The organism is Aquiflexum lacus (assembly GCF_015476655.1).
GTDB classification, from domain to species: domain Bacteria; phylum Bacteroidota; class Bacteroidia; order Cytophagales; family Cyclobacteriaceae; genus Aquiflexum; species Aquiflexum lacus.
In genome coordinates, this window is sequence record NZ_JABFHF010000026.1 from 43,938 (window position 1) to 65,630 (window position 21,693).

Annotated in this window: 24 protein-coding genes; 13 read left to right on the forward strand and 11 right to left on the reverse strand. The window is 38.8% G+C overall.

All coding sequences use genetic code 11. The features are described 5' to 3' along the window. Nucleotides 1-55: 55 nt before the first annotated feature. From HMJ38_RS19495 to HMJ38_RS19505, 3 genes are all read right to left on the reverse strand, one after another. Nucleotides 56-421, reverse strand: a complete 366-nt coding sequence (locus HMJ38_RS19495) for a hypothetical protein (RefSeq protein WP_194976112.1) — start codon at nt 419-421, stop codon at nt 56-58. A gap of 33 nt (nt 422-454) precedes the next feature. Further along, complete coding sequence (locus tag HMJ38_RS19500) at nt 455-2,287, reverse strand: ABC transporter ATP-binding protein (protein WP_194976113.1); 1,833 nt, start codon at nt 2,285-2,287, stop codon at nt 455-457. A gap of 108 nt (nt 2,288-2,395) precedes the next feature. Next, entirely contained in the window at nt 2,396-4,102 is a 1,707-nt protein-coding gene (locus HMJ38_RS19505; RefSeq protein WP_194976114.1) for a hypothetical protein, read from the reverse strand. Nucleotides 4,103-4,239: 137 nt separating this feature from the next. On the opposite strand from HMJ38_RS19505, the gene HMJ38_RS19510 reads away from it, so the two are divergent. After that, nucleotides 4,240-4,905 carry an FAD-binding oxidoreductase gene (locus HMJ38_RS19510; RefSeq protein WP_194976115.1) on the forward strand — a complete coding sequence of 222 codons (666 nt, stop codon included), beginning with the start codon at nt 4,240-4,242 and terminating at the stop codon, nt 4,903-4,905. A 70-nt stretch (nt 4,906-4,975) separates the two neighbouring features. Here HMJ38_RS19510 and HMJ38_RS19515 read toward each other — a convergent pair whose 3' ends face one another. The 7 genes from HMJ38_RS19515 to HMJ38_RS19545 form a co-directional block, all read right to left on the reverse strand. Continuing rightward, nucleotides 4,976-6,220 (reverse strand): DUF4153 domain-containing protein, encoded by a 1,245-nt coding sequence (locus HMJ38_RS19515; RefSeq protein ID WP_194976116.1) that lies wholly within the window; start codon nt 6,218-6,220, stop codon nt 4,976-4,978. Between the two features lie 29 nt (nt 6,221-6,249). Next, entirely contained in the window at nt 6,250-7,632 is a 1,383-nt protein-coding gene (gene creD, locus HMJ38_RS19520) for a cell envelope integrity protein CreD (RefSeq protein ID WP_194976117.1), read from the reverse strand. Between the two features lie 46 nt (nt 7,633-7,678). Beyond that, nucleotides 7,679-8,002 (reverse strand): hypothetical protein, encoded by a 324-nt coding sequence (locus HMJ38_RS19525; RefSeq protein ID WP_194976118.1) that lies wholly within the window; start codon nt 8,000-8,002, stop codon nt 7,679-7,681. Between the two features lie 71 nt (nt 8,003-8,073). Beyond that, nucleotides 8,074-8,367: a winged helix-turn-helix domain-containing protein gene (locus tag HMJ38_RS19530; protein WP_194976119.1), complete on the reverse strand. Its 294-nt coding sequence runs from the start codon at nt 8,365-8,367 to the stop codon at nt 8,074-8,076. A gap of 1 nt (nt 8,368) precedes the next feature. Beyond that, on the reverse strand, nt 8,369-8,983 hold the full coding sequence (locus HMJ38_RS19535) for a hypothetical protein (RefSeq protein ID WP_194976120.1): 615 nt from the start codon (nt 8,981-8,983) through the stop codon (nt 8,369-8,371). 257 nt (nt 8,984-9,240) lie between these two features. Further along, nucleotides 9,241-9,465, reverse strand: coding sequence for a DUF2281 domain-containing protein (locus HMJ38_RS19540; protein ID WP_194976121.1), 225 nt, complete (start codon nt 9,463-9,465; stop codon nt 9,241-9,243). A 110-nt stretch (nt 9,466-9,575) separates the two neighbouring features. After that, nucleotides 9,576-10,193: a Uma2 family endonuclease gene (locus tag HMJ38_RS19545; protein ID WP_194976122.1), complete on the reverse strand. Its 618-nt coding sequence runs from the start codon at nt 10,191-10,193 to the stop codon at nt 9,576-9,578. Nucleotides 10,194-10,409: 216 nt separating this feature from the next. Here HMJ38_RS19545 and HMJ38_RS19550 point away from each other — a divergent pair, with 216 nt between their 5' ends. After that, a complete protein-coding gene (locus tag HMJ38_RS19550) occupies nt 10,410-11,327 on the forward strand; it encodes a hypothetical protein (RefSeq protein ID WP_194976123.1) in 918 nt (305 codons plus the stop codon). Between the two features lie 34 nt (nt 11,328-11,361). On the opposite strand, the gene HMJ38_RS19555 is transcribed toward HMJ38_RS19550, so the two are convergent. After that, nucleotides 11,362-11,973 carry a Uma2 family endonuclease gene (locus HMJ38_RS19555; RefSeq protein WP_194976124.1) on the reverse strand — a complete coding sequence of 204 codons (612 nt, stop codon included), beginning with the start codon at nt 11,971-11,973 and terminating at the stop codon, nt 11,362-11,364. A 391-nt stretch (nt 11,974-12,364) separates the two neighbouring features. On the opposite strand from HMJ38_RS19555, the gene HMJ38_RS19560 reads away from it, so the two are divergent. From HMJ38_RS19560 to HMJ38_RS19610, 11 genes are all read left to right on the forward strand, one after another. Then, on the forward strand, nt 12,365-12,610 hold the full coding sequence (locus tag HMJ38_RS19560; RefSeq protein WP_194976125.1) for a type B 50S ribosomal protein L31: 246 nt from the start codon (nt 12,365-12,367) through the stop codon (nt 12,608-12,610). A gap of 72 nt (nt 12,611-12,682) precedes the next feature. Further along, nucleotides 12,683-13,882 (forward strand): GlmU family protein, encoded by a 1,200-nt coding sequence (locus HMJ38_RS19565; RefSeq protein ID WP_194976126.1) that lies wholly within the window; start codon nt 12,683-12,685, stop codon nt 13,880-13,882. 7 nt (nt 13,883-13,889) lie between these two features. Next, a complete protein-coding gene (locus HMJ38_RS19570) occupies nt 13,890-15,044 on the forward strand; it encodes a DNA polymerase III subunit (protein ID WP_194976127.1) in 1,155 nt (384 codons plus the stop codon). Further along, nucleotides 15,041-15,472 (forward strand): ATP-dependent zinc protease family protein, encoded by a 432-nt coding sequence (locus HMJ38_RS19575; protein ID WP_194976128.1) that lies wholly within the window; start codon nt 15,041-15,043, stop codon nt 15,470-15,472. The genes HMJ38_RS19570 and HMJ38_RS19575 overlap by 4 nt, the downstream gene beginning before the upstream one ends. Next, a complete protein-coding gene (rimK, locus tag HMJ38_RS19580) occupies nt 15,469-16,371 on the forward strand; it encodes a 30S ribosomal protein S6--L-glutamate ligase (RefSeq protein ID WP_194976129.1) in 903 nt (300 codons plus the stop codon). Before HMJ38_RS19575 ends, rimK begins: the two co-directional genes overlap by 4 nt. A gap of 2 nt (nt 16,372-16,373) precedes the next feature. Next, nucleotides 16,374-17,312: a hydroxymethylbilane synthase gene (hemC, locus tag HMJ38_RS19585; RefSeq protein ID WP_194976130.1), complete on the forward strand. Its 939-nt coding sequence runs from the start codon at nt 16,374-16,376 to the stop codon at nt 17,310-17,312. Then, entirely contained in the window at nt 17,309-18,142 is an 834-nt protein-coding gene (locus HMJ38_RS19590; RefSeq protein ID WP_194976131.1) for a peptidylprolyl isomerase, read from the forward strand. The genes hemC and HMJ38_RS19590 overlap by 4 nt, the downstream gene beginning before the upstream one ends. Next, nucleotides 18,126-19,070, forward strand: coding sequence for an SDR family oxidoreductase (locus HMJ38_RS19595; RefSeq protein ID WP_194976132.1), 945 nt, complete (start codon nt 18,126-18,128; stop codon nt 19,068-19,070). Before HMJ38_RS19590 ends, HMJ38_RS19595 begins: the two co-directional genes overlap by 17 nt. A 39-nt stretch (nt 19,071-19,109) precedes the next feature. Further along, entirely contained in the window at nt 19,110-20,498 is a 1,389-nt protein-coding gene (locus HMJ38_RS19600) for a sodium-dependent transporter (protein ID WP_194976133.1), read from the forward strand. A gap of 122 nt (nt 20,499-20,620) precedes the next feature. Further along, nucleotides 20,621-20,992 (forward strand): response regulator, encoded by a 372-nt coding sequence (locus tag HMJ38_RS19605; RefSeq protein ID WP_194976134.1) that lies wholly within the window; start codon nt 20,621-20,623, stop codon nt 20,990-20,992. 88 nt (nt 20,993-21,080) lie between these two features. Continuing rightward, nucleotides 21,081-21,671, forward strand: a complete 591-nt coding sequence (locus HMJ38_RS19610; RefSeq protein WP_194976135.1) for a porin family protein — start codon at nt 21,081-21,083, stop codon at nt 21,669-21,671. Nucleotides 21,672-21,693: the final 22 nt, after the last annotated feature.

A 21,693-nucleotide genomic window follows, 5' to 3' on the forward strand; every position in this document is an offset into this window, starting at 1 on the left:
AAAGGAAACCTAAGCGGTTTCCTAAGATAGTAATTTTAGCCAAAAAATTATTGGCTTATTTAAAATTTTGTCGGGGTTTAATACCTGAAGGGTCTTTGTCATCTTCCACTTGATCAATTTTCCTTTCGATATTCTTAAGTTTGACTCCCTGTTCCAAGTCGTATAATTTGGCCTTCAGTTCCTTTTTCTCATTTTCTTTGAAAGAGATTTCTCCTTCCAACCCGTTTCTAACCATCTTGCCGGTTCCCCAAGCAATCAGGAAAAGAACGGTACCTACCAATAAGAATGAAACCACAGTCCCTGTGTTGAGTTCATCGATTCCGAAAAGCCCCTTGAGGTTATTGAATGACAGGAAAAAAACCAAACTAGCTGCAAAAAAGAGCGCTACGGTAAGGTGCATGATTTTATTGAGTTGTCTCATAGGATTATGTCTTAATATTTTTTCTCTAATATACTAAACAGACTGCATTGTGGAAAGTTTCCTGTAAAGTCCTTCTTCCTCCATCAGTTGCTGATGTGTTCCTCTTTGCACAATTTGCCCTTTTTTGATAACGAGAATTTCATCTGCATGTTGGATAGTGCTGAGTCTATGGGCGATTACCAGGGTTGTTCTATTGTTCATCAGATTGGTCAGTGCTTCTTGCACCAATTTTTCGGATTGAGAGTCCAAAGCCGAAGTTGCCTCGTCCAGAATCAGGATGGGTGGATTTTTCAAAACCGCCCTTGCAATGCTCAACCTTTGCCGCTGTCCTCCCGAAAGTTTGGAACCTCTTTCCCCGATAGACGTATGGTAACCATTTTCCAATTGTATTATGAATTCATGTGCATTGGCAATTGTGGCTGCTTCTATTACTTTTTGTTCAGAAATGCCCTCAAGTCCAAAGGCAATATTGTTGAATACGGTGTCATTGAACAGAATGGATTCTTGGGTGACAATCCCCATCTGTTTTCTGAGACTTCCAATTTCTATGGTTTTTAATTCTCTTCCGTCAATAGTGATCGATCCCCCAGAAGGGTCATAAAAACGCGGAACCAAATCGGCAAGTGTGGATTTGCCACCTCCTGAGGGCCCCACCAAAGCAATGGTTTTGCCTTTCTCTAGTTTGAAACTGATGTCTTTGAGAATCTGATCTTTCTCATAACTGAATGATACTTGATCGAAAACTATTGACCCATGGAATGCATCGATTAGTATAGGCTTTTCAATGTTGTTAATATTACTAGGGGTATCCACTACTTCAAAAATCCTATCTGCAGAGGCAAGACCTCTTTGGATACTGCTAGCTGCCCTTGAGATTTCCTTGGCAGGATTCAATACCTGAGTGAAGATGATGATATAAGTGATAAAGTCCGAAGCACCCAAATCAGAATTATTGCTCAATACCAAACTGCCCCCATAGACCAAAATACCTGCAACCACCGATACACCCAAAAACTGGGAAATGGGGGAGGCCAGTTCATTTTTTCTGGCCATTGAAATATTCACATCAGAATAAAAGTCTGTTTCTGAATCAAATTTATTCCTGATATATTTTTGAGCCCCAAAAGCTTTAATAACACGCATACCACCAATGGTCTCGTCAAGAATATTGACTATCCTGCCCAATGATTCCTGACTTTCTATAGCATTTTTCTTTAACCTTCTAGTAATTCCCCCGATGATTGCACCCGATACAGGGATCAATATGATGGTGAAAAGGGTCAATTTGACAGACATAAAAAAAAGAACAGCAAAATAAAGTATGATGGTCGCCGGTTCTTTGAAAACCACACGAAGGGATTGGACAATACTGTTTTCCACTTCCTGAATGTCATTGGTCATTTTGGACATCAGGTCGCCTTTTCTTTCATTAGAGAAATAGCCAATGTGCATTTGGGTGACCTGCTCAAAAATATTCATTCTCATTTTTTTGATAACTTCTGCCCTTACTTTGGCCAAAACAACCCCTGACAGGTAGGTGAAAAGATTGGCCAGGAAAACCGATATTACGATAATAATGCAGACATAAAGTAGGGTGCCAAACTTGCCATAGGTTTCTGAAATATGTAAAAAGTAATAGTTGAATAAGTGGAGGAAATAATCAATGGAAAATGAAAATTCCGGCTTTTCCAGGAATTTGGTCAAATCAGCAGGTTCGACCTGTTCAAAGATGACATCAAAAAGCGGCTTTAAAAGGGTAAAATTCAGCAATCCGAAAATGATTGCCAAAAGCGTATAAATCACATAAATTGGAAAATATCGACGGTAAGGCCTTGCGTATGATAAGATCCGGAGATAAGTGTTCATGCTCTACTTTCTGATTTTCGCGCAAGTTAAGGAATATAACGCAATTCAAGTTCCATATCCAAAAGAAGGCTCCTCTTGGTACTTGGTACTTTATACTTTGTACAATCTCTAAAAATTAAAATCATTCCTTACCATATTCATCCTCAAAGAAAATTGGGTAAAAGTAGTGGATTCCGGAGCTGATAAATCCTGTGCGGTTCTCCTTCTGTAACTTTGGCTGAAATCCAAGAACACGTTCTGCTTGATCATATAGCTAAGATTTAGATTGGCCATGACCACCCTGTTTTCTATTCCCTGACCAATGACATTGCCGAAGAGTCCGATTCCAGTGTTAGGATTGGTTCTGTTTTTAAGAAGATCTTTGCCATAATTCACATCAGGGGAAGGATCATCCCCATAAAACTGATACAGCCCTGTAAATGTCCCAAACAGTCTTGGCAGAAATTCAGGCTGGTATCTGAGTATTCCTATCACTTCCCTGAAGTTGGCACCCAATGGATGTGTCAGTGGGGTTCGGTAATTGGTGTAAGATTGGAAATCGAATTTTTCCTGAAAGGTATAAGGTCTTACCTGATTGTATTCCAATTGAAGGTCCAAGTTCCTCGCTCCAAAAACTTCTATGTATTTGTATCCAGCCTGAATAGCATGTTTATTTCTACTGGAGTTTTTCCCATCGATTCCAAAGAATTCTCCAAAGACAAATTCATCCAAAGCAAACTGTCCGTAAAGTTGCATGCCGGGCCTAAAATTCCATTTGAAATCAGTGCCCATCATCACTTTATCAGGAGTGCCCAATTGATGTTCTACCCATCTATAGAAAATAATGGGGTTCAAATAATTCCAATCAAATTGGTTTTTCATAACCGATTGGAATAAACCCAAATTAAAGTTTTTGCCAATGTTGGTACCCAATCGATAGAGGGAAAACCATTTTTGGGGGTAGCGGCCATCCGTAGGTCTTCCCTGACCATCAAGGATAATATCTGCCGTCTGCTGCGCCCAAAGGTTGGTCAGTTGGAATCGCCAGATTTTGGTATTGATCTTGACAAAGGCATAGGGGTTTGAGAAATCAGATAATATCATGGAACGGTAGCCTTCTCCAATGAAATTCCTGTCATGCCCCAATTGTGCTTTAATATGTTTGGTAAAATTAAAACTGATATGTCCCATGGCTGAGAAATAACCATAGCCCTCACCTTCATATCTTTTCCAAAAACCTTCCCCCGGAACTGCCCCATTATGTTCGGTATATTCTTTTACCCAAGAGGGGAAAATAGTTTGTGTTGTGGTGAAATAGGTGTAAAAGGCCACTTTTCTATCAATGCTTCCCCTCAATTCCACGCCTCTTGAGTTTCTGAACCTCATATTTTCCTGCCCAGGTTCAAATCCTGCAGATAGGTAAAGGACTGGATTGAGATGAACATCAAAAACTTCATCCCGATAGTGCAAAAAGTCTGAGGGTTTTCTGTAAAGCTTTTTAAATATGGGGTTTTTGGAATTCTCTGTTTCCCCGCTGATAAATTCCCAATTGTCATTTCTCAGATAATCAAAATTAAACTGGTCAGCTTGGGAATAATGTACCAAAGCCTCTTTTGAAGGAATATATGCCAATGAATCTAAGAATCTAGCTAAATGATCCCTTCTAAATGGTTTGAAACCTGTCTGAAAGCTCTCATTATTGACACCATTTTTGATCTCATATCTTTCTAATATGTGGTAATAATCCCGGTTGTATGGGACATAGGCCCCCTGACCAAAAGTTTGGTTTCCAAAGAGTATCCAAAAGGCGGAAATGAAAAGGAGTAGTTTTTTCATTAGGTGTTAAGCTCTAAAGCTGTAAAGCTAAAAAAAGTAAGGGAAAATGAAAGGATCTTACTTTTGGGCTTTTAGGATATAAAACCAAACAAAATCTCTCAGGGTCGTTTATTATTATAGGACCAAAAAATATAAACATGTCAGATATTGTGAAAATTTTAAATATTGAACCTCTAACCCATGATGTCAAATTATTCAAAGTAGAAAAGCCCCAAGACTATGATTTTGTACCCGGACAGGCTACTGAGGTGGCAATCAACGAAGAAGTCTGGAAAGAAGAAAAGCGGCCATTTACATTCACATCCTTACCTGAAGATGAGCATTTGGAATTTGTGATCAAATCATATCGTGACCATGACGGGGTTACCAATAAACTGGATTCACTTTCGGTAGGAAATGAATTAATAATTGATGACGCTTGGGGAGCGATCCAATATAAAGGTAAAGGTACATTTATAGCAGGAGGTGCAGGAATTACCCCATTTATAGCCATATTCAAATCCCTTCAGGCCAAAGGTGAAATAAAAGGCAACCGTTTGTTTTTTGCCAACAAAACCGGTAAAGACGTAATCCTTGAGTCCTATTTCAGTGATTTGTTAGGAAAGGATTTTATTTCTGTTTTGGATCAGGAAGTGAAGGCAGGCCATAAATTTGGACGGATTGACAAAGATTTTCTTAAAGAACATGTAAACGATTTTTCACAGGAGTTTTATGTGTGTGGACCCGAAGCAATGGTAAAATCCATCAGTCAAAGTTTGGAAGAACTTGGGGCGAATCCGGAAGGAATTGTTTTTGAGAAATAATAAATAACGTTTGGTAAACATGAAAGTAAAAAGCCAGAAAACCTCCCTTATGGTTGGTTTCTGGCTTTTTTTATTGAAATCCAAAAATAAGAGGAAGTATAAAAACCATTAAAATAGCCCAAATCAGGTAAACTGGAATAAACTTCACAATTGATTGTCCAACAGCTGAGGATTCAGTTCTATTCATAGCAGATTCCAGAAGTTTTTTTGTGACTATCAAAAGATGGACGAGCATGAGAACATTGGCACCCAACACAGCCACCCTATTAGGAGTGAATCCCCATTCCGAAATGCGGTAGATGATTGCTGAAAGTGCGATCAAATTTACTATTGAAGTGATTATAGCCAACAATAGAAGAATCCAGGCCCAAAATTGATTTTGCCGCCTGTTGGCACTTTCGGCTACCGAAAAGAAGATCAACACCATCACGCCAATCAATAAAAGGTTAAAAATCAAAAGAAATTCCCGGTCGTTATAAGGGTCCTTGCCTGAGATGACAATAGCGGATAAATAAACTACAAGCATCACCAAAACCAAAGGACTGAACAGTTTGGCAATGACAGGGGAGACTTTATTTACCAATTGAGGATTGTTTTGGGTTAGAAAAGCAGCAATAATCGGAACCATGGGTAATCCGAAAATCACGATGTATTGAAAGTAAAATTCCTGAATTTTTAGACCTATCAACTCAAACAGGCCCAAAGTAATCCCGGTCATCAGCCCCCCTGCAATCAGCAAAAGCCCTGACATCACTGCCAAATCTCCATTGAATCGAAGAAATTCAAGTCTTTTCAGAAAGCCATGAGGTTCATTGCCCAAAAAAGATAATCCAAACATTCCCCAAAGCAACAGAGGTAAATGGATGCAGGCCAATGTCAAGGTGTTACTTTCAGGATTGTTTGGAAGTAAATTGATGTATACCAAACTGATCAAAACCGAAGCTGAAATCCAGATTGTTTTGTTGACGGATAATTTATTTTTTTTGACAAAATAGACTGTTAAAGCAGTGAACACTATGATGCTGGTATTCCTTGGATAAAAGAATTCCTCATCAATAGAGAAGATTGCAGGGAATTTAGCGAATATGCCTGAAATAAGGGATAGAAGGGCTACTAACCCTAATTCTTTCTTAGTTCCCCATGAGATGGAATCGGAATCGTAGCTTAACCTTTCCTTCCAAAATTCAGCGGTTGCTTTCCCCTTAAAATTAGGATAGAGTAGGACAAATTCCCGCTTAAATTCGGATTTATTTTTTCGATAATGTTTCTCGAGTAGATTGGGATTTTCCCAAAGCGATTGGATGGAATCTTTCATGGGTTGAAGGGTTGTAGTTAAGGGATTTTTTATTGGGAAATTTGACCTTCAGGTTTATTTGACCAGATGGGGTTCTGATTTTCCAGATGAGAAAAGTTTATTTTTCTGGAAATAAACATGGTAATGGCTAATGCGATAAACAACCCAATACTTCCGATCAACAATGCGAAATCTTGTTGTTTGATTATGATAAATATGAAGATGTAGAATATGGAAAGTATGGCTGAGAAGATTCCGGATTCTTTAAGTTTATTAAAAATTGAACGGGAATATAGTCCAAGAAGAATTATTGTAGCTAAACTCGCTATCCAATATGCATTACTAAATCCAAGGTGCTCGGAAAGGGCAATTAGCAATGTGTAGTATAATACCAATGCAAATCCGATAAGTGTATATTGAATAGGATGGATTTGTGATTTTGTAAACAGTTCCATTAAGTATAACGCCAGGAAACTCAATGTGATTATTAGTATGGCATATTTGGATGTTCGTGTGCTTTGTTGGTATTGATCTACAGGATTAACCAAGGAAAGTCCAAAGGCACTTTGACTTAAATCGGGAATATATCCTTCAAATTCTTGCCCAAAAGGCCTATTGAAATGCAAAATATTCCAATTGCTTTCAAATCCTGCTTCTGTAATCTCTCGGGATTCCGGTAGGAATTCACCTTGAAAACTTGGACTCGGCCAATTTCCGGTCAGATTCAATTTAGTTGTCTTACCCAAAGGAATTATCGAAAAATCCTTGCTTCCTTTCAAGATCATTTCGCCAGAAAATCTTAGGGATGAATTATTGGAATCAAGGTGAATTTTGGACAGCAGTCCTTTGTTTTCTCCTTTTCCTACAGAAAATGGCTCCATAACCAAGCTTTTTTCATTGACCTTGAAATGTGGACTTCCGCTGATTCCCCTCAGATCACTGATGCCAATCATTATGCTGGCTTGATTCCATAATATATTTTCAGCTTGAAGATTCATCTTCTCCAATTCAAGCGAGTCGAAACTTGCGTCAAATGAAAGTGTATTGGTGTAAACAACCACATCAAAAATCCCTCTATGTAATAATTGTGCTTCAATGTTTCCGGACAAGTTTAATTGTTCGGGAAGGATGTATTTTGTTTTATGTTCTTTAACCAGTTTCTTTTCACCATTTGATACTATTTCTTTCAATTCAAAGTATGGCAAGCTCAAATAGGGGCCTAAGAGAGTTTGTTCCCGGGACCATTTCCCCCGGATGTCTTCTTCTGCTTCATAAAGTCGAAGTTGCCTTTCTTCAATCAAGTCCAAGGTGAAAGATTGAGGAATCAATAAGGCCAAGGCTATCAATCCAATGATCAATAATTTGATGCTGGCAGATTTTGCAAAACCGAAAGTCTCAGGTTTTAAGGCGGGTGTTTTTGAATTTTGATCCATGATTTGAAATGTTAATAGTTAGAGGCAAGTGAAGTTTTGGTTTAGTTTAATCCCAATGTCCGGTGATTGCGAAAGCCATCACTGCGCTGATCCAAATCGCTACGAAGTATAGTATGGTGCTGAAAATGATGGCGATCAGTTTCCTGTTTCCGGTAGGAAACCATTGGAAGCCCATCAGGTAAAAAAACGCTCCAGCTAATGCTCCTCCAATTGGAATAATGGTAAGAGGGTAATACATCCAGGATTCGAAGATATCCTCTTTGGTTAGGATCAAGAAAAGAAGACAAGCCAAGGGAAGGCTTGCGCCAAGTGCGGCAGGTAGAAGCAATTCTTTGATGGACAGTGGATGGGTTGAAGGTGAAGGATTCATTGCTTTGTTTGTTTTAGATGATAAGATTGATTGAAAGTACTTTGTATTTCAAAGTAAGTGTTTAAATTTTTTTAAGGTTTATTTTCCTTGATTAGATTTTCCAGAAACTCAAGGTGTAATTTAAAAGCCTCCTTGCCAGTATCAGTCGCTGAATAATTTGTCAGGGGCTTTCTGCCTTGAAATGATTTTTCTACCATGATATATTCCGAATTCTCAAGATTTTTTAAGTGAGAGGCAAGGTTGCCATCAGTCACTTCCAACAGCTCTTTGAATGAATTGAAATCAAACTGCTCATTGACCATCAGGATGGACATGATCCGCAGCCGGATGACATTTTCAAAAGCCTTATCGTAATTCCCCTTCACGTTATCTGTCGTATTTATAATACATCATCGATCCATAAATCACATGTAGCACGCCAAATCCAAGAGCCCAAGTGATCAATCCGTAACCGGGAAAGAAAGCAGAGATAATCCCTAGAATCAGTTGGCCATATCCCAAATATTTGATGTCACCCAGTGTGAATTGGGAGGCATTGACCAAAGCTAAACCGTAAAAAATCAATGTGGAAGGTGCGACTACAATCAGATAACCCCTAAGTACCAAGGCCAAACAAAAAATCCCTCCGACCAAAACCGGAACGAACAGAGCTTGTAAGAATCGCTTTCCTGCCGGATTCCAAAGCTTGGTGGCGATGCGTTTACTTTTCTTTTGACTAAGAAGGTATGCACTTCCTATGGACAGCGATAAAATGATCAAAGCCAATACAATGAGTTTGGGGAAAACAACGGAATCATCAATAAAGGTGGTACGAAATCCATAAGGTGGATTCGGGAAATAAATCCAAAAATAGGCAATAGTGGCACCTATAAGGGCATAGATTCCGGCCAACACTCCGGACAGTCCGCTCAATGACAGAAAGCGGGTACTCCGCTCCATCATGGATTTGATTTCGGCTAATTCTTTTTCAGCATTTTTCATTTTAAAAGTACTTTGAAATACAAAGTAAATGAAATTTTCTAATATTGATGCTGATCAATAAAAATTTAACAAAAATTATTTTTTCATTCCAATCACTACCAATAACCTCAAAAAGATATTACTTTATCATTAATCCTTTTACTCTAGAAAAGTGTTTTTTATTTTTCGTCAAGACTGGCAAATCGTGCATCATTGCAGTTGCAGCGATAAAAATATCCCTAAACTCGATCAATTTTCAATAAATATTCCAGTATCAACTACCATTCTTCTACCTTCCATTGACTAAAATGCTGCCTACCTTCATCAAATGCTTTGACGTCTTCATCTGTCCAAGTTGAAATATTTAAGATTTTATTTTTCCAACTTTTCATATCAAAGGCTTTTTCAACTTTGTATTTTTCCAACATGAAATCAAGGAAATCATTCACTTGTTTCTGAAGGTCTGGTGATAACTGATTATATTTTTCTAATATTTCATTCATATTATAAAACAACGTTTTAAAACAAATAAGAGGTTAAGAAAACTCAGATACTTCGATTATTCAATATACAGATTTATTGTTGTTGAATTATTTAATTTCCAAAAAAAGAATTAAATCTCATCAAGTCCCTCAAACAATTCCTCCAAATCCAACACAAACCCATCTATACATCCAGATGTCACATGATCCCCCAAAGTAAAAAGTTTGGAAGGAATATATTTTCCGTCGGACAGTGTATATACCAAAAGTGTTTTCTCATAAGGGTGGATAATCCAATACTCTAAGACTCCGCTTTCCTCATACACTTCATATTTATTTTGAAGTTCTTTTTTATTGTTGCTTGGGGAGAGGATTTCCATAATCAGGTCAGGAGCACCCACACAGCCCAATTCATCCAGTTTTTCCGGATCACATATTACACAGATATCGGGCTGTACCACGGTTCGGATGTCCTCATGTTTTTTGGATTTGACGGGAAGGCGAACATCGAAGGGGGCGATATAGGCTTTACAAGTTTTTCCTGCTAAGAGATTTCCAAGTCTTGTAATTATTTTCACTATCAGTTCCTGATGGATTCTTCTTGGAGCCGCTGCTGCCTGTTTAAAAACTTTTCCTTTTATCAGTTCGACCATATGGTCAATGTCCCAAGTCAGATAATCGGCATAGGAATAGAGCCCATAACCCGAATAAGGTTCTTTGACTATGTTATTTTCTTCCTCATTTTCCATAGTTCCAATTTAGGAAAAAATTAAATTTGTCGGGTTTCTAATTAAGGTTTTAATTTTTTTATATTTATAGTTGATATTAGTTAAAAGTTATATTAATCATTTGTTATTGGTATGTTAAATAATCAGACTGGTATATCTTTTTTTGGGAGTAACATTTTGAAGACTTTCCGTATTCTTCATTTCAATTCCCAATTTTTATTCAAATCCAGAAAAATCTTGAGTGTATTATTTTTATGTTTTTTTTCAATAGTATCGCACGGCCAAGACACAAACTTTGAATATTTCTCTGAAAGCAAATACAAGGATTATCCAATCATCAGTTTAAGGGAAAACTTTTTTGGAAATCCTGTTTATTTTATTGAAGGGTCTAAGGCTGGTTCCAGGGAGGTGAGGGCATATATGGAGATCATGCCGGGTGATGCCAATTTATTTGGGCAAACCCATACCAAGACTATCTCAGGTACTTTTCTTGGGATTGGTGGGCAAGCACTAGTTCTTGGTGCCTTGGGTTATGTGTATAACAACAGAAGCGGGCTGAGCAATGATATTGTAAGAAATTGGTTCTTTATGACTATTGGTGGTGGAATCACATCGGGGATCGGAAGGCAAATGAACAGGCAAGGGGTCAGAAAAATCAATGGCCTTATTGAAAACCACAATTATTTGGTTAATCAGGACCAATTGGGAAGTGTTTATCTGAAAATGGATTTCAGACAAAACTTCTTTGGAGAAAAAATTGATATCTATGATGGTCCAAATCTATTGGATAAAGCGAGGATAAGAACCCTGATGGAAGAAAAACCAGAAGTTTATGCAGATTATCGAAAAGCCCTGAACCAACAAAAAATCAGTTTTGGCTTAGATATGACTGGTTTGGCGGTGGATATTGTGGTGATTGCTTATATTATTTCTCCTCAGTTCCAGTCCTCCACCCCAAGCAACCTATTGATGCCTTTGATCTTTACCAATATAGGCTTAGGTATAGCTTCCAGTCAATATAGGAGAAGTGCCCGGAACCTGACTAGACATGCACTTGACAGGTATAATTTCGGTGATCGTTATGTACCTGTAGCCAGGCATCCATCCATGGAGTTTACCGGGCCTTCGGTCACCTTGTTCAGCAGGAGTTTTTAAATCGGATCAAATTAATAATAAGAAGAATTCATTATCAATCAAGCCCAGTAAACAATTCCTCCAAATCCAAAACAAACCCATCTATACATCCAGATGTCACATGATCCCCCAAAGTAAAAAGTTTGGAAGGAATATATTTTCCGTCAGTCAGCGTATAGATCAAAAGTGTTTTCTCATATGGATGGATGATCCAATATTCCCTGACACCACTTTCCTCATATACCTCATATTTGTTCTGGAGCTCTTTTTTATTATTGCTTGGGGATAGAATTTCCATAATCAGGTCAGGTGCACCGACACAGCCTAAATCATCCAGCTTTTCCGGATCACACACTACACAGATATCCGGTTGCACTACAGTGGTAATGTCTTCATGCTTTTTGGATTTCGCAGGAAGGCGTACATCGAAGGGGGCTGAGAAAACTTTGCAACCTTTGCCTTTAAGTAAGGCAAATAATTGTGATGAGATTCTTATAGAGATTTCCTGATGAATTCTTCTAGGTGCCGCAGCTGCTTGCCTAAATACTTTTCCTTTGATCAGTTCTACCATATGGTCTATGTCCCATGTCAGGTAATCTGCATAGGTATACAATCCGTAATGGGAATAAGGTTCTTTGACCATGTTGTTTTGTTCCTTATTTTCCATAGGACTAATTTAGTGAAAAGGATGATTTTGTTGGATTATAATTAAAGTTTTAATTTTTTTGTATTTACTAGTTGATATGTTTTGAAGGTCTTTTAAATCTACTAATCACATTTTATTTCCTTAAAATGTTTTTTGGGAATTTCCCCATAATACAAGAGTTAATTTCCTTCATTTATTTAAAAAAATCAATTTAAAAGCTGGTTAAAATTTCGAATCATGCAATCTTCGGTCTCCCGACTTCCAACACTGTAATCAAAGGAAATTAGATATCAGAAATCATTTGGATTGTCATATTATTTAATAATTAATCCATTCAATTTGGATACATTTCAAAAAAGAAATAACTTTGTGCCTCATTTCAAAAAAGCGATCCAAGATAAATAGCAATACAATGAAAAAAGACATTCATCCAAACTACAGAGACGTCGTATTTTTCGATACCTCAAGTGATTACAAATTCATCACAAAGTCTACAATCGAAACAAGTGAGACCATTGAGTGGGAAGACGGAAAGCAATATCCGGTTTACAAGATAGAAGTAAGCTCCAATTCACATCCTTTCTACACTGGTAAGAAGATGTTGTTGGATACTGCAGGTAGGGTTGAGAAATTCAACAAGAGATACGCCAAGAAATAATTTCATCTCTAAGGTGAACAGGTTTAGGTCTCCCGGAAGTTGTTTTCCGGGAGACTTTTTTATTTTTGTGTCATGGACAATTTGATTTTATTTGATGACCCCGCAATCAGGGGTTCGCTATTGCCTTTTACTTTTACCCGCCCTATTGCAGATATCAGGGTAGGGATTTTGAAGATTTCAGAAAAGTGGGAGAAATATTCTGATTTAAAATCAGGCTTTCATACCCAAGATTATCTTTCAGAGAAATATCCCAAAAACGATTCCCCCGCATTGATGGTCAACGGGGCAATTTGCCCTGATAAGGAACTTTGGGAAATGGTCGCAGGTCTGAAAACCAATCAATCCCTTTGGTCACAGAATATGCTGATTGCCTGCCATTCGGAGCAGCCAGCTCTTTTTCAACCTGAGCAAGCAAAAAAAAATGAGGCGATTCAATATGAATCAGACTTTATTTCCATCCAAAAGACCTGGAACATTTTTCAGTACAATGCGGCTGAACTCCAAAAAGACTTTGAACTGATTACCTCAGGGAGAATATCCAAAGAAATTTCAGATCCGCACACCATAGTGTACAATCCTTCACAGGTATTTGTCGAAGAAGGTGCTAAAATCAAAGCAGCAGTACTTAATGCAGAGGGAGGGCCGATTTATATTGGTAAGAATTCTGAAGTTCAGGAAGGCGCATTGATTAGAGGACCATTTGCTTTGTGCGAAGGATCGACTGTGAATATGGGAGCCAAGTTAAGGGGTGACACCACAGTAGGACCTTTTTCCAAAGTGGGTGGAGAGATTTCCAATTCGGTGATTTTTGGTTACAGCAACAAAGGCCATGATGGATTTTTGGGCAATGCTGTCATCGGGGAATGGTGCAATCTCGGTGCAGACACCAACACCTCCAATCTCAAAAACAACTATGCACCCGTCAAAGTGTGGGATTATACCCGTGGCGGATTTTCCAATACCGGATTGCAGTTTTGTGGACTGATGATGGGTGACCATGCCAAGTGTGGCATCAATACCATGTTCAACACAGGAACTGTAGTTGGAGTTGGGGCCAATGTTTTTGGAGATGGATTCCCAAGGAACTTTATCCCTTCCTTTTCATGGGGCGGGGCATCGGGATTCAGTACTTTTCAGGTAAGAAAGTTTGAGGAAGTGGCCATTGCCGTCATGAAACGCAGGGGCAAAGTCTATGACCAAACCGAAAAAGAAATTATCCAAAAGGTTTTCGAATTGACGAGACATTACCGTATTTGGGACAAAGAAGTTTAGAAGATTTATGTTGTTTTCATCCATACCGGGACTGAGAGAAGTCAAGGAAAAAATCATACAGGCGGTCAAGACCAATCACCTGGCCCATGCCTTATTGTTTCATGGTCCAGAGGGGTCACCCAATCTTAAGATGGCATTGGCATTGGCTACATACCTGCATTGCCAGAATCCGGGAGAGGAGGACCCTTGTGGACAATGCCCTTCCTGCCAGAAAATGGCCAAGTTGGTGCATCCCGATATGAATTTTGCCTTCCCGGTGGTAGGAGGGGATTCTAAAGATGATGAGGATCCGAATAAGGAAAAGAAGGTTGATTTAACAGCCTCTTTCAGGAATTTCGCCTTAAGTATTCCATACGGCAATACTTCCGATTGGATCTACCATAATGGTTTTGAAAAAAAACAACTCAATATTTCCAGAAGTGCCGGCAGACAGATCATCAAAACCCTTTCACTGAAGTCATTTGAAGGGGGGTATAAAATCATGTTGATTTGGGCGCCTGAGTACATGCATTCAGCTTCTGCCAATTCGTTGTTGAAGATTTTGGAAGAACCACCCGAAAAAACAGTTTTCATGTTGGTGACTTCATCACCTGAGCGCTTATTGACTACAATTCTTTCCAGAACTCAAAAAATTATGGTCAGGGCATTTAATGATGAAGAGGTCATGTCCCACCTGTTATCTGATGGTCTGTGTTCAAGAGAAGCGGCTGTGCAGATTGCCCCATTGGCGGATGGCAATATGCGTGAGGCTTACCGTATGGTGGATCAGGTGGAGGATGAAAATACCGTGTTGATCAGGGATTGGTTTAGGGCCTGCTTCCTTTTGGACATCAATGTGATATTTGAATTTGTAGATAAATTCAGTGGGAAGGATAAGGAATCCCAAAAATCCCTGTTGCTCAGCGGTATTAATGTAATCAGAGAAGTGATGCTGGATAAATCCAAATCTACAGAATTGATGAGAAGCGTAGAATCAGACCGAGACTTTATCCATAAATTAGGAGTGAATGTGTTGAATGAGGAGAAATTAAGTGGGATTTACGAAGCTTTGAATGAATCCCATTACCACCTGGAAAGAAATGCCAGTGCAAAGATTTTGTTTAGTGATCTTTCTTTCAGAATACATAGAATCATGAAAGCTTCTGAGTCCGTCCCATCATGAAAAAAGTAATAGGAAGGAGAGAGCGGATAAACTTCCCTGAATGGGGGCTGAAAAACGTGACAGGCAAAATTGATACAGGTGCCTATACTTCATCCATCCATTGCGAATTTGTAGAAGAAAGGGAAGAGGATGGGAGGAAAGTGCTTTTCTTCAAAGTCTTGGAGCCATCTGACAAAAAATACAATGGGAAATTGCTCAGGTCAGAAAATTATTCCCAAAAAAAAGTAAAGAATTCTTTTGGACAGGCCGAGGTCAGGTATAAAGTAAGCACAAAAGTCATTATGTTTGACGTCGAATTCGAGGCAGAGTTTACTTTGACAGACAGGTCAAAAATGAGGAATCCCATTCTTCTTGGAAGAAAGTTATTGATAGGGAGGTTTATAGTAGATGTGCAAGAGGTTAACTTATCAAAAAAATCATTGAAATGAAGATTGCGATTTTATCAAGAAACTCCCACCTGTATTCTACAAGGAGATTGTTTGAAGCCATTAAAGAAGCCGGACATGAGGCCATAGTGGTTGACCATTCACTATGTGATCTGATCATTGAACAGGAAGGGCCATCAATCATTTACAAAGGGGAAAAGCTTTCAGGAGTGGATGCCATCATTCCTAGAATTGGAGCTTCGGTAACTTTTTATGGAACAGCAGTTGTCCGTCAATTTGAACTGATGGGTGCTTTTTCAGCTGTAGAATCCCAGGCCATTGTGCGTAGTAGGGATAAGTTGAGAAGTCTTCAGATCCTATCCAAAGCTGGCTTGGGAATGCCAAAAACAGCCTTTACCAATTTTTCCAAAGGCGGAGAAAAAGCATTGATCGAAAGAGTTGGCGGTGCACCGTTGATCATTAAGCTTTTGGAGGGTACCCAAGGCTTGGGTGTTGTATTGGCTGAAACAAAAAAAGCAGGTCAGTCTGTAATTGAAGCTTTTCATGGATTGAAAGCCAGAATTATTGTGCAGGAATTTATCAAAGAAGCCAAAGGAGCTGATATACGTGCATTTGTGGTCAATGGGAAAGTGGTAGGAGCTATGAAGCGGCAGGGAGCTGAAGGTGAATTCCGATCCAATCTCCATAGAGGAGGGGTAGCTACAGTAATCAAGCTATCCAGAGCAGAAAAAATGGCTGCACTTGGTGCAGCAAAAGCGCTTGGTTTGGCCATCGCAGGTGTTGATTTGTTACAATCAGAAAGAGGTCCTTTGATATTGGAAGTAAACAGTTCTCCTGGTCTTGAAGGAATTGAAAAGGCAACTGGGATAAACATTGCAAGTGAAATTGTAAAATATATTGAGGAGTCCGTAGAGAAAAAAATCAAAAAAAAGGAACATTAAAAATGGACAAACCAATCCGGATAGGTACTAGAGGCAGTAAACTGGCACTTTGGCAGGCCTATCACGTGGCAGATTTGCTCAACGCCCAAGGTTTGGCAAGTGAAATTGTCATCATAGAAACCAAGGGAGACAAAATATTGGATGTTTCCATTGCTAAAATCGGGAGCAAGGGAGTCTTTACAGAAGAGCTTGAGGATCAATTGACTTCAGGCGCTATAGACATCGCTGTACATAGTGCCAAGGATATGCAGTCAAGGCTTCCCGCTGGCTTCGAGATCATTGCATTTACGGAGAGGGAGGTAGAGAATGACATTATTTTAAGTCACAATACTGACATTGATTACCAAAATCCTGAAAAGCCTTTGGTTCTTGGGACATCCTCAACCCGTCGTGTTGCTACTTTAAAACATTTTTACCCACATATAAAGACTGTAGAAGTCAGGGGCAATTTACAGACAAGAATTGCCAAGATGGAATCAGGATTATGTGATGCACTTTTATTGGCTTTTGCGGGTGCACATAGGATGGGATATGATAATCTGATCAAGCATAAACTTTCATTGGATGAATTTACACCAGCCGTCGGTCAGGGAAGTGTAGCCATTGAAACTTCGGTGAATATTGATCCTACCGTTAAAACTCAAATTATATCTGCATGTCATCATCAAGCAACAGGATATAGACTACTTGCGGAAAGATCTTATTTGAGGGTTTTGGAAGGGGGTTGTAGCATTCCTGTTTTTGCATTGGCGGAATTTGAAGGGAACTCCTTGCATCTGAAAGGTGGCATTGTAAGTTTGGATGGAAAGAATAGGATCCTCCACAAAGTGTCGGGAAGCCCTGATCAATCTGAAGAACTAGGCAAGCAATTGGCCGATAAGGTTTTGAATGATGGTGGATTTGAATTGTTAAAAGAGATAAAAACAGCTTTGAAAAAATGAAAAGATTAAGGTTTGTATTGCCTGTAATAATCGCAGTGGCATTGTTTTCATGCAAATCAGAAAAGGACTATCTGGTCAAAATCCAGACCCGTCATGGAGACATGTATGCCATTTTATTTGATGAAACGCCACAGCATAAACAGAATTTTGTCAGTTTGGCACAAGCGGGAAGGTTTGATTCTACGGAGTTTCATAGAATTATTCCAAACTTTATGATACAAGGTGGAGATGTGTTTGGAAAGGAAAAGCTTCCTCAGGAAGAATGGTATACCATCCCTGCCGAGATCCAAAAAGGTAAGATCCACAGCAAAGGAATGATTGCGGCAGCAAGGCAGGGGAATAATGTCAACCCTGAAAGGAGGTCGAGCGGCACTCAGTTTTATGTTGTACAAGGCAAGGTGTACAATAGAGATGAACTGGTTACGGATATGAAGGTTCTGTCAGATTATTTTTACAAATATATTCAACTTGAGAGCAATACGCATATAAAGGAAGCTTACAGCAAATTATACCAAGAGCAGCAATTTGATTCTTTGAATAAATTGATGTTGTATGAAAAAGAAAACATGGAGTCTTTTTTCAATATCAATCTCGAAAAATCAATGACTCCACAGCAAATAGAAGCTTATACTACAATCGGTGGAACTCCACATCTTGATGATGAATACACAGTTTTTGGCAAGGTTATTCAAGGTCTGGATGTCATGGAAAAGATAGCAGCCGAACAAACAGCTGAAAAAGATAAACCAGTAAATCCGGTACATATGATTGTTACCATAGAGCAACTTCCAAAAGCAAAAATCACCAAGGAATATGGGCATACTTACTGAAAAAAGTAGGGCTATCAAAGTTCTTGTCACCGGAGCAAATGGTCTTTTGGGTCAAAAGTTAATCGATCAATTGAGGTCTGATACAGGGGTAAATGTGATAGGTACAGGGAAAGGGGATGCGAGACTGCCCGATTCTTGGCAGGGTAGCTATGGATGGAGGGAAATGGATGTCACTGATAAACATCAAGTTTTGAAGGTAATAGCAGAAGTCAAACCTGATGCAGTGATACATGCGGCAGCAATGACCCAAGTGGATGATTGTGAAAAAGACCAAAAACGCTGCCGTGTGGCCAATATAGATGCTGTTTCGAATTTGATTGAGGCTTGTCAGATCAATGATGTGCATTTTGTTCACCTTTCTACTGATTTTATTTTTGATGGGGAAGAAGGCCCATACTCTGAAGAAGGAACTCCCAACCCAATCAATTATTATGGATGGACCAAATTGGAAGCAGAGAAAAGGATAAAGGAATCAAAAATCAAGTGGGCAATAGTCCGAACAGTTTTAGTATACGGGATAGCCAATGATATGAGCAGATCGAACATCATTCTCTGGGTAAAGAAGTCATTGGAAGAAGGGAAGAACATCAAGGTGGTAAATGATCAATGGCGGACGCCAACTTTGGCAGAAGATTTGGCAGTGGGTTGTACGCTGATTGTGAAAAAAAGAGCTGTTGGAATATTCAACATATCAGGTAAGGATTTCCTAACACCATACGATATGGCTATTCAAACAGCAGATTATTTTGGACTGGACAAGTCATTGATCACTGAAGTGGATTCAACCCTTTTTACGCAGCCTGCAAAGCGGCCTCCCAAAACTGGATTTATCATTGAAAAGGCAAAAAATGAGCTCGGATATTCTCCTAAAAGTTTTACAGAAGGAATTGGTATTTTATCAAAACAACTTAAATTAGCCGATTCTTAATTCTTAAATTTTCATTTAAAATTAACAAATAGATAAAGTATGGCAATGAGTTCAGATACCCAAGGTAGAGGCCAATGGGGTTCCAGTTTGGGTTTTATAATGGCTGCTGCAGGTTCAGCGGTAGGTTTGGGAAACATTTGGAGATTCCCCTATCTGACCGGTGAAAACGGCGGTGGAGCATTCGTTTTTGTATATGCAATCTGCGTAGTATTGATAGGATTGCCTCTTTTGCTGAATGAAATAGCCTTGGGCCGTATATCAGGTAAAAATCCTATAGGAGCAATAAAAGCTACAGGTGGAAACCGATTTTGGCAAATGGCCGGAGTCCTGTGTATCCTTGTCTGTTTCTGTGTATTGAGTTATTACTCTGTCATTGCAGGTTGGACGATTGGCTATATTTTCACAGAATTGATCAATGTTCCGATCGATTTTGAAGATTTCCAGCAAACACCAATGTATGTGATACCCCTTTGTTTCATATTTATTCTAATGACAATTGGGGTAGTTTTGGGGGGTGTTTCAGGAGGCATTGAAAAGGCAGCTAAGTTCCTGATGCCGGTTTTATTTATCATCATTATCTTTATTGCAGGTAGGGCAGTTACCCTTGAGGGCGCCAGTGCAGGTATTGAGTATTATTTAAAACCAGATTTTTCCAAAATTGATGGTAAAGTATTTTTAGCAGCTTTAGGTCAAGCCTTTTTCTCCATGTCTGTAGGATGGGGATTGATGATCACATTTGGATCTTACCTGCCCAAAAGTGGAAACATAGTAAAGTCATCTGGTTGGATCGCAGGTATGGATAGCACAGTTGCGTTGCTTGGTGGATTGATGGTTTTTCCCGCTCTTTTCGCATTACTACCAGGAAAAGATCCCGCAGGAGGGCCTGCTTTGGTTTTTGAGGTTTTGCCAATGGTATTTGATGCCATGCCAGGTGGGAACTTTATTGGAGCTTTGTTTTTCTTGTTATTATTAGTAGCCGCCTTGACTTCTTCGATTTCGATGTTAGAGGTACCCGTGGCCTATTTTATAGACGAAAGGAAGTGGAGTAGGAAAAAGGCTGCTTGGTTGATTGGTATTGGTGCCATGTTATTGTCTATACCTTCTGCACTTTCATCAATTGAGGGGAACTTCTTCTCTACACTTTCCCTTAAATTTGGCGGTAATGAGCAGGTGGGATTCTTCTCAATTATGGATTTCCTTTTTGGTACTTTCGCCGTTGTTTTGATTTGCTTTTTACTTGCGCTTTATACGGGTTGGGCGAAGAAAATCTCTGACTTTGCAAATGAATTGTCCCTTGGAGCGCCTAAATTTAAAGGACCTTATAGAGCTGCATGGATTTTCTTTATCAAGTGGGTTTGTCCAATTGTAATTGCTTTGGTGTTATTGGATACCCTTGGTGTATTTGGCGAGCCTCAGGAAGGAGGGTAATCATTGTGATTAATTCACTAATTTAAATGAAAAGGGCTTTTTAAGCCCTTTTTTTATATATATAAATTTGCTTTTTAACAAAATATCTTTGTACATTGACGGAGTGATTTTCACCCCATAATATGAAAATACTTGTTGTCGACGATGATGCCATTAATAGATTGGTGTTAAGAAAGTTATTTGAGAAAGAGCAACATACAGTCCTAACTGCAGAGAATGGAGTTGAAGCTTTGTCTATCCTAATGATGGAAGATGATGTTCATATTGTAATTACCGATATTATGATGCCTGAAATGGACGGGATCGAACTTCTTGCAGAAATCAAACTAAATGACAGAATCAACAAACTGCCTATTATTGGTTTTACAGCTGGTGATATTGATTATTTTAGAAGTATAACCCCTGTATCCTTTGATCGACTTCTGCCTAAACCTATGAATTTTCATGAGTTGTATGATATCACCCATCAGTTTGTAGCTCAAAGAGCAGTTTGAAATAAATAATGATTCAGTTTTTTATTCGTTTTCGCGTGACTTCCAAAAACAAAATTCTTACTTTGGCTTTGAAAATATATAAACCCAGATGAAAAATTTCATAATGAGTCTATTAGGGGTCATAATTGTCTTTACAGCAAATGCCCAAGATTTCTCAATAGGTCCTAAGTTTGGAGTATCTCAAGCCAATATTTCGGTATCAGGTGATGAATTTATTTCAGGAGACAATAATCTTGGATACCATTTAGGTCTTTTTGTACGCATGGGCGGAAGCTCAATCTTTATCCAACCAGAATTTTTATATACCAATACAGGTGGGACATTTATCCAAAAACAAACGAACGGGGTAGATCTTTCGATTGATGCAAATTTCAATCGGGTAGATATTCCCTTTATGTTTGGATTCAAATTCGCTGATTTTTTCAGATTGCAAGCAGGGCCAGTAGCCTCTATTCTTATTGATTATAGTATTGAGGATGCTCTACAAGTCCCTTTGGAGGTTGATTATAATTCTTCTACAATTGGTTATCAAGCAGGAATAGGCCTGGATATTGGGAATGTCATTCTGGACTTAAAATATGAAAACTCTCTAGGTAAAATTTCAAGATCGACTATTGCATTTCCAACTGACCAAAGACAAAATCAAATTATTTTGTCCGCTGGATTCAGACTTTTTTAAAAAAACAGAGAATACTGCCTTT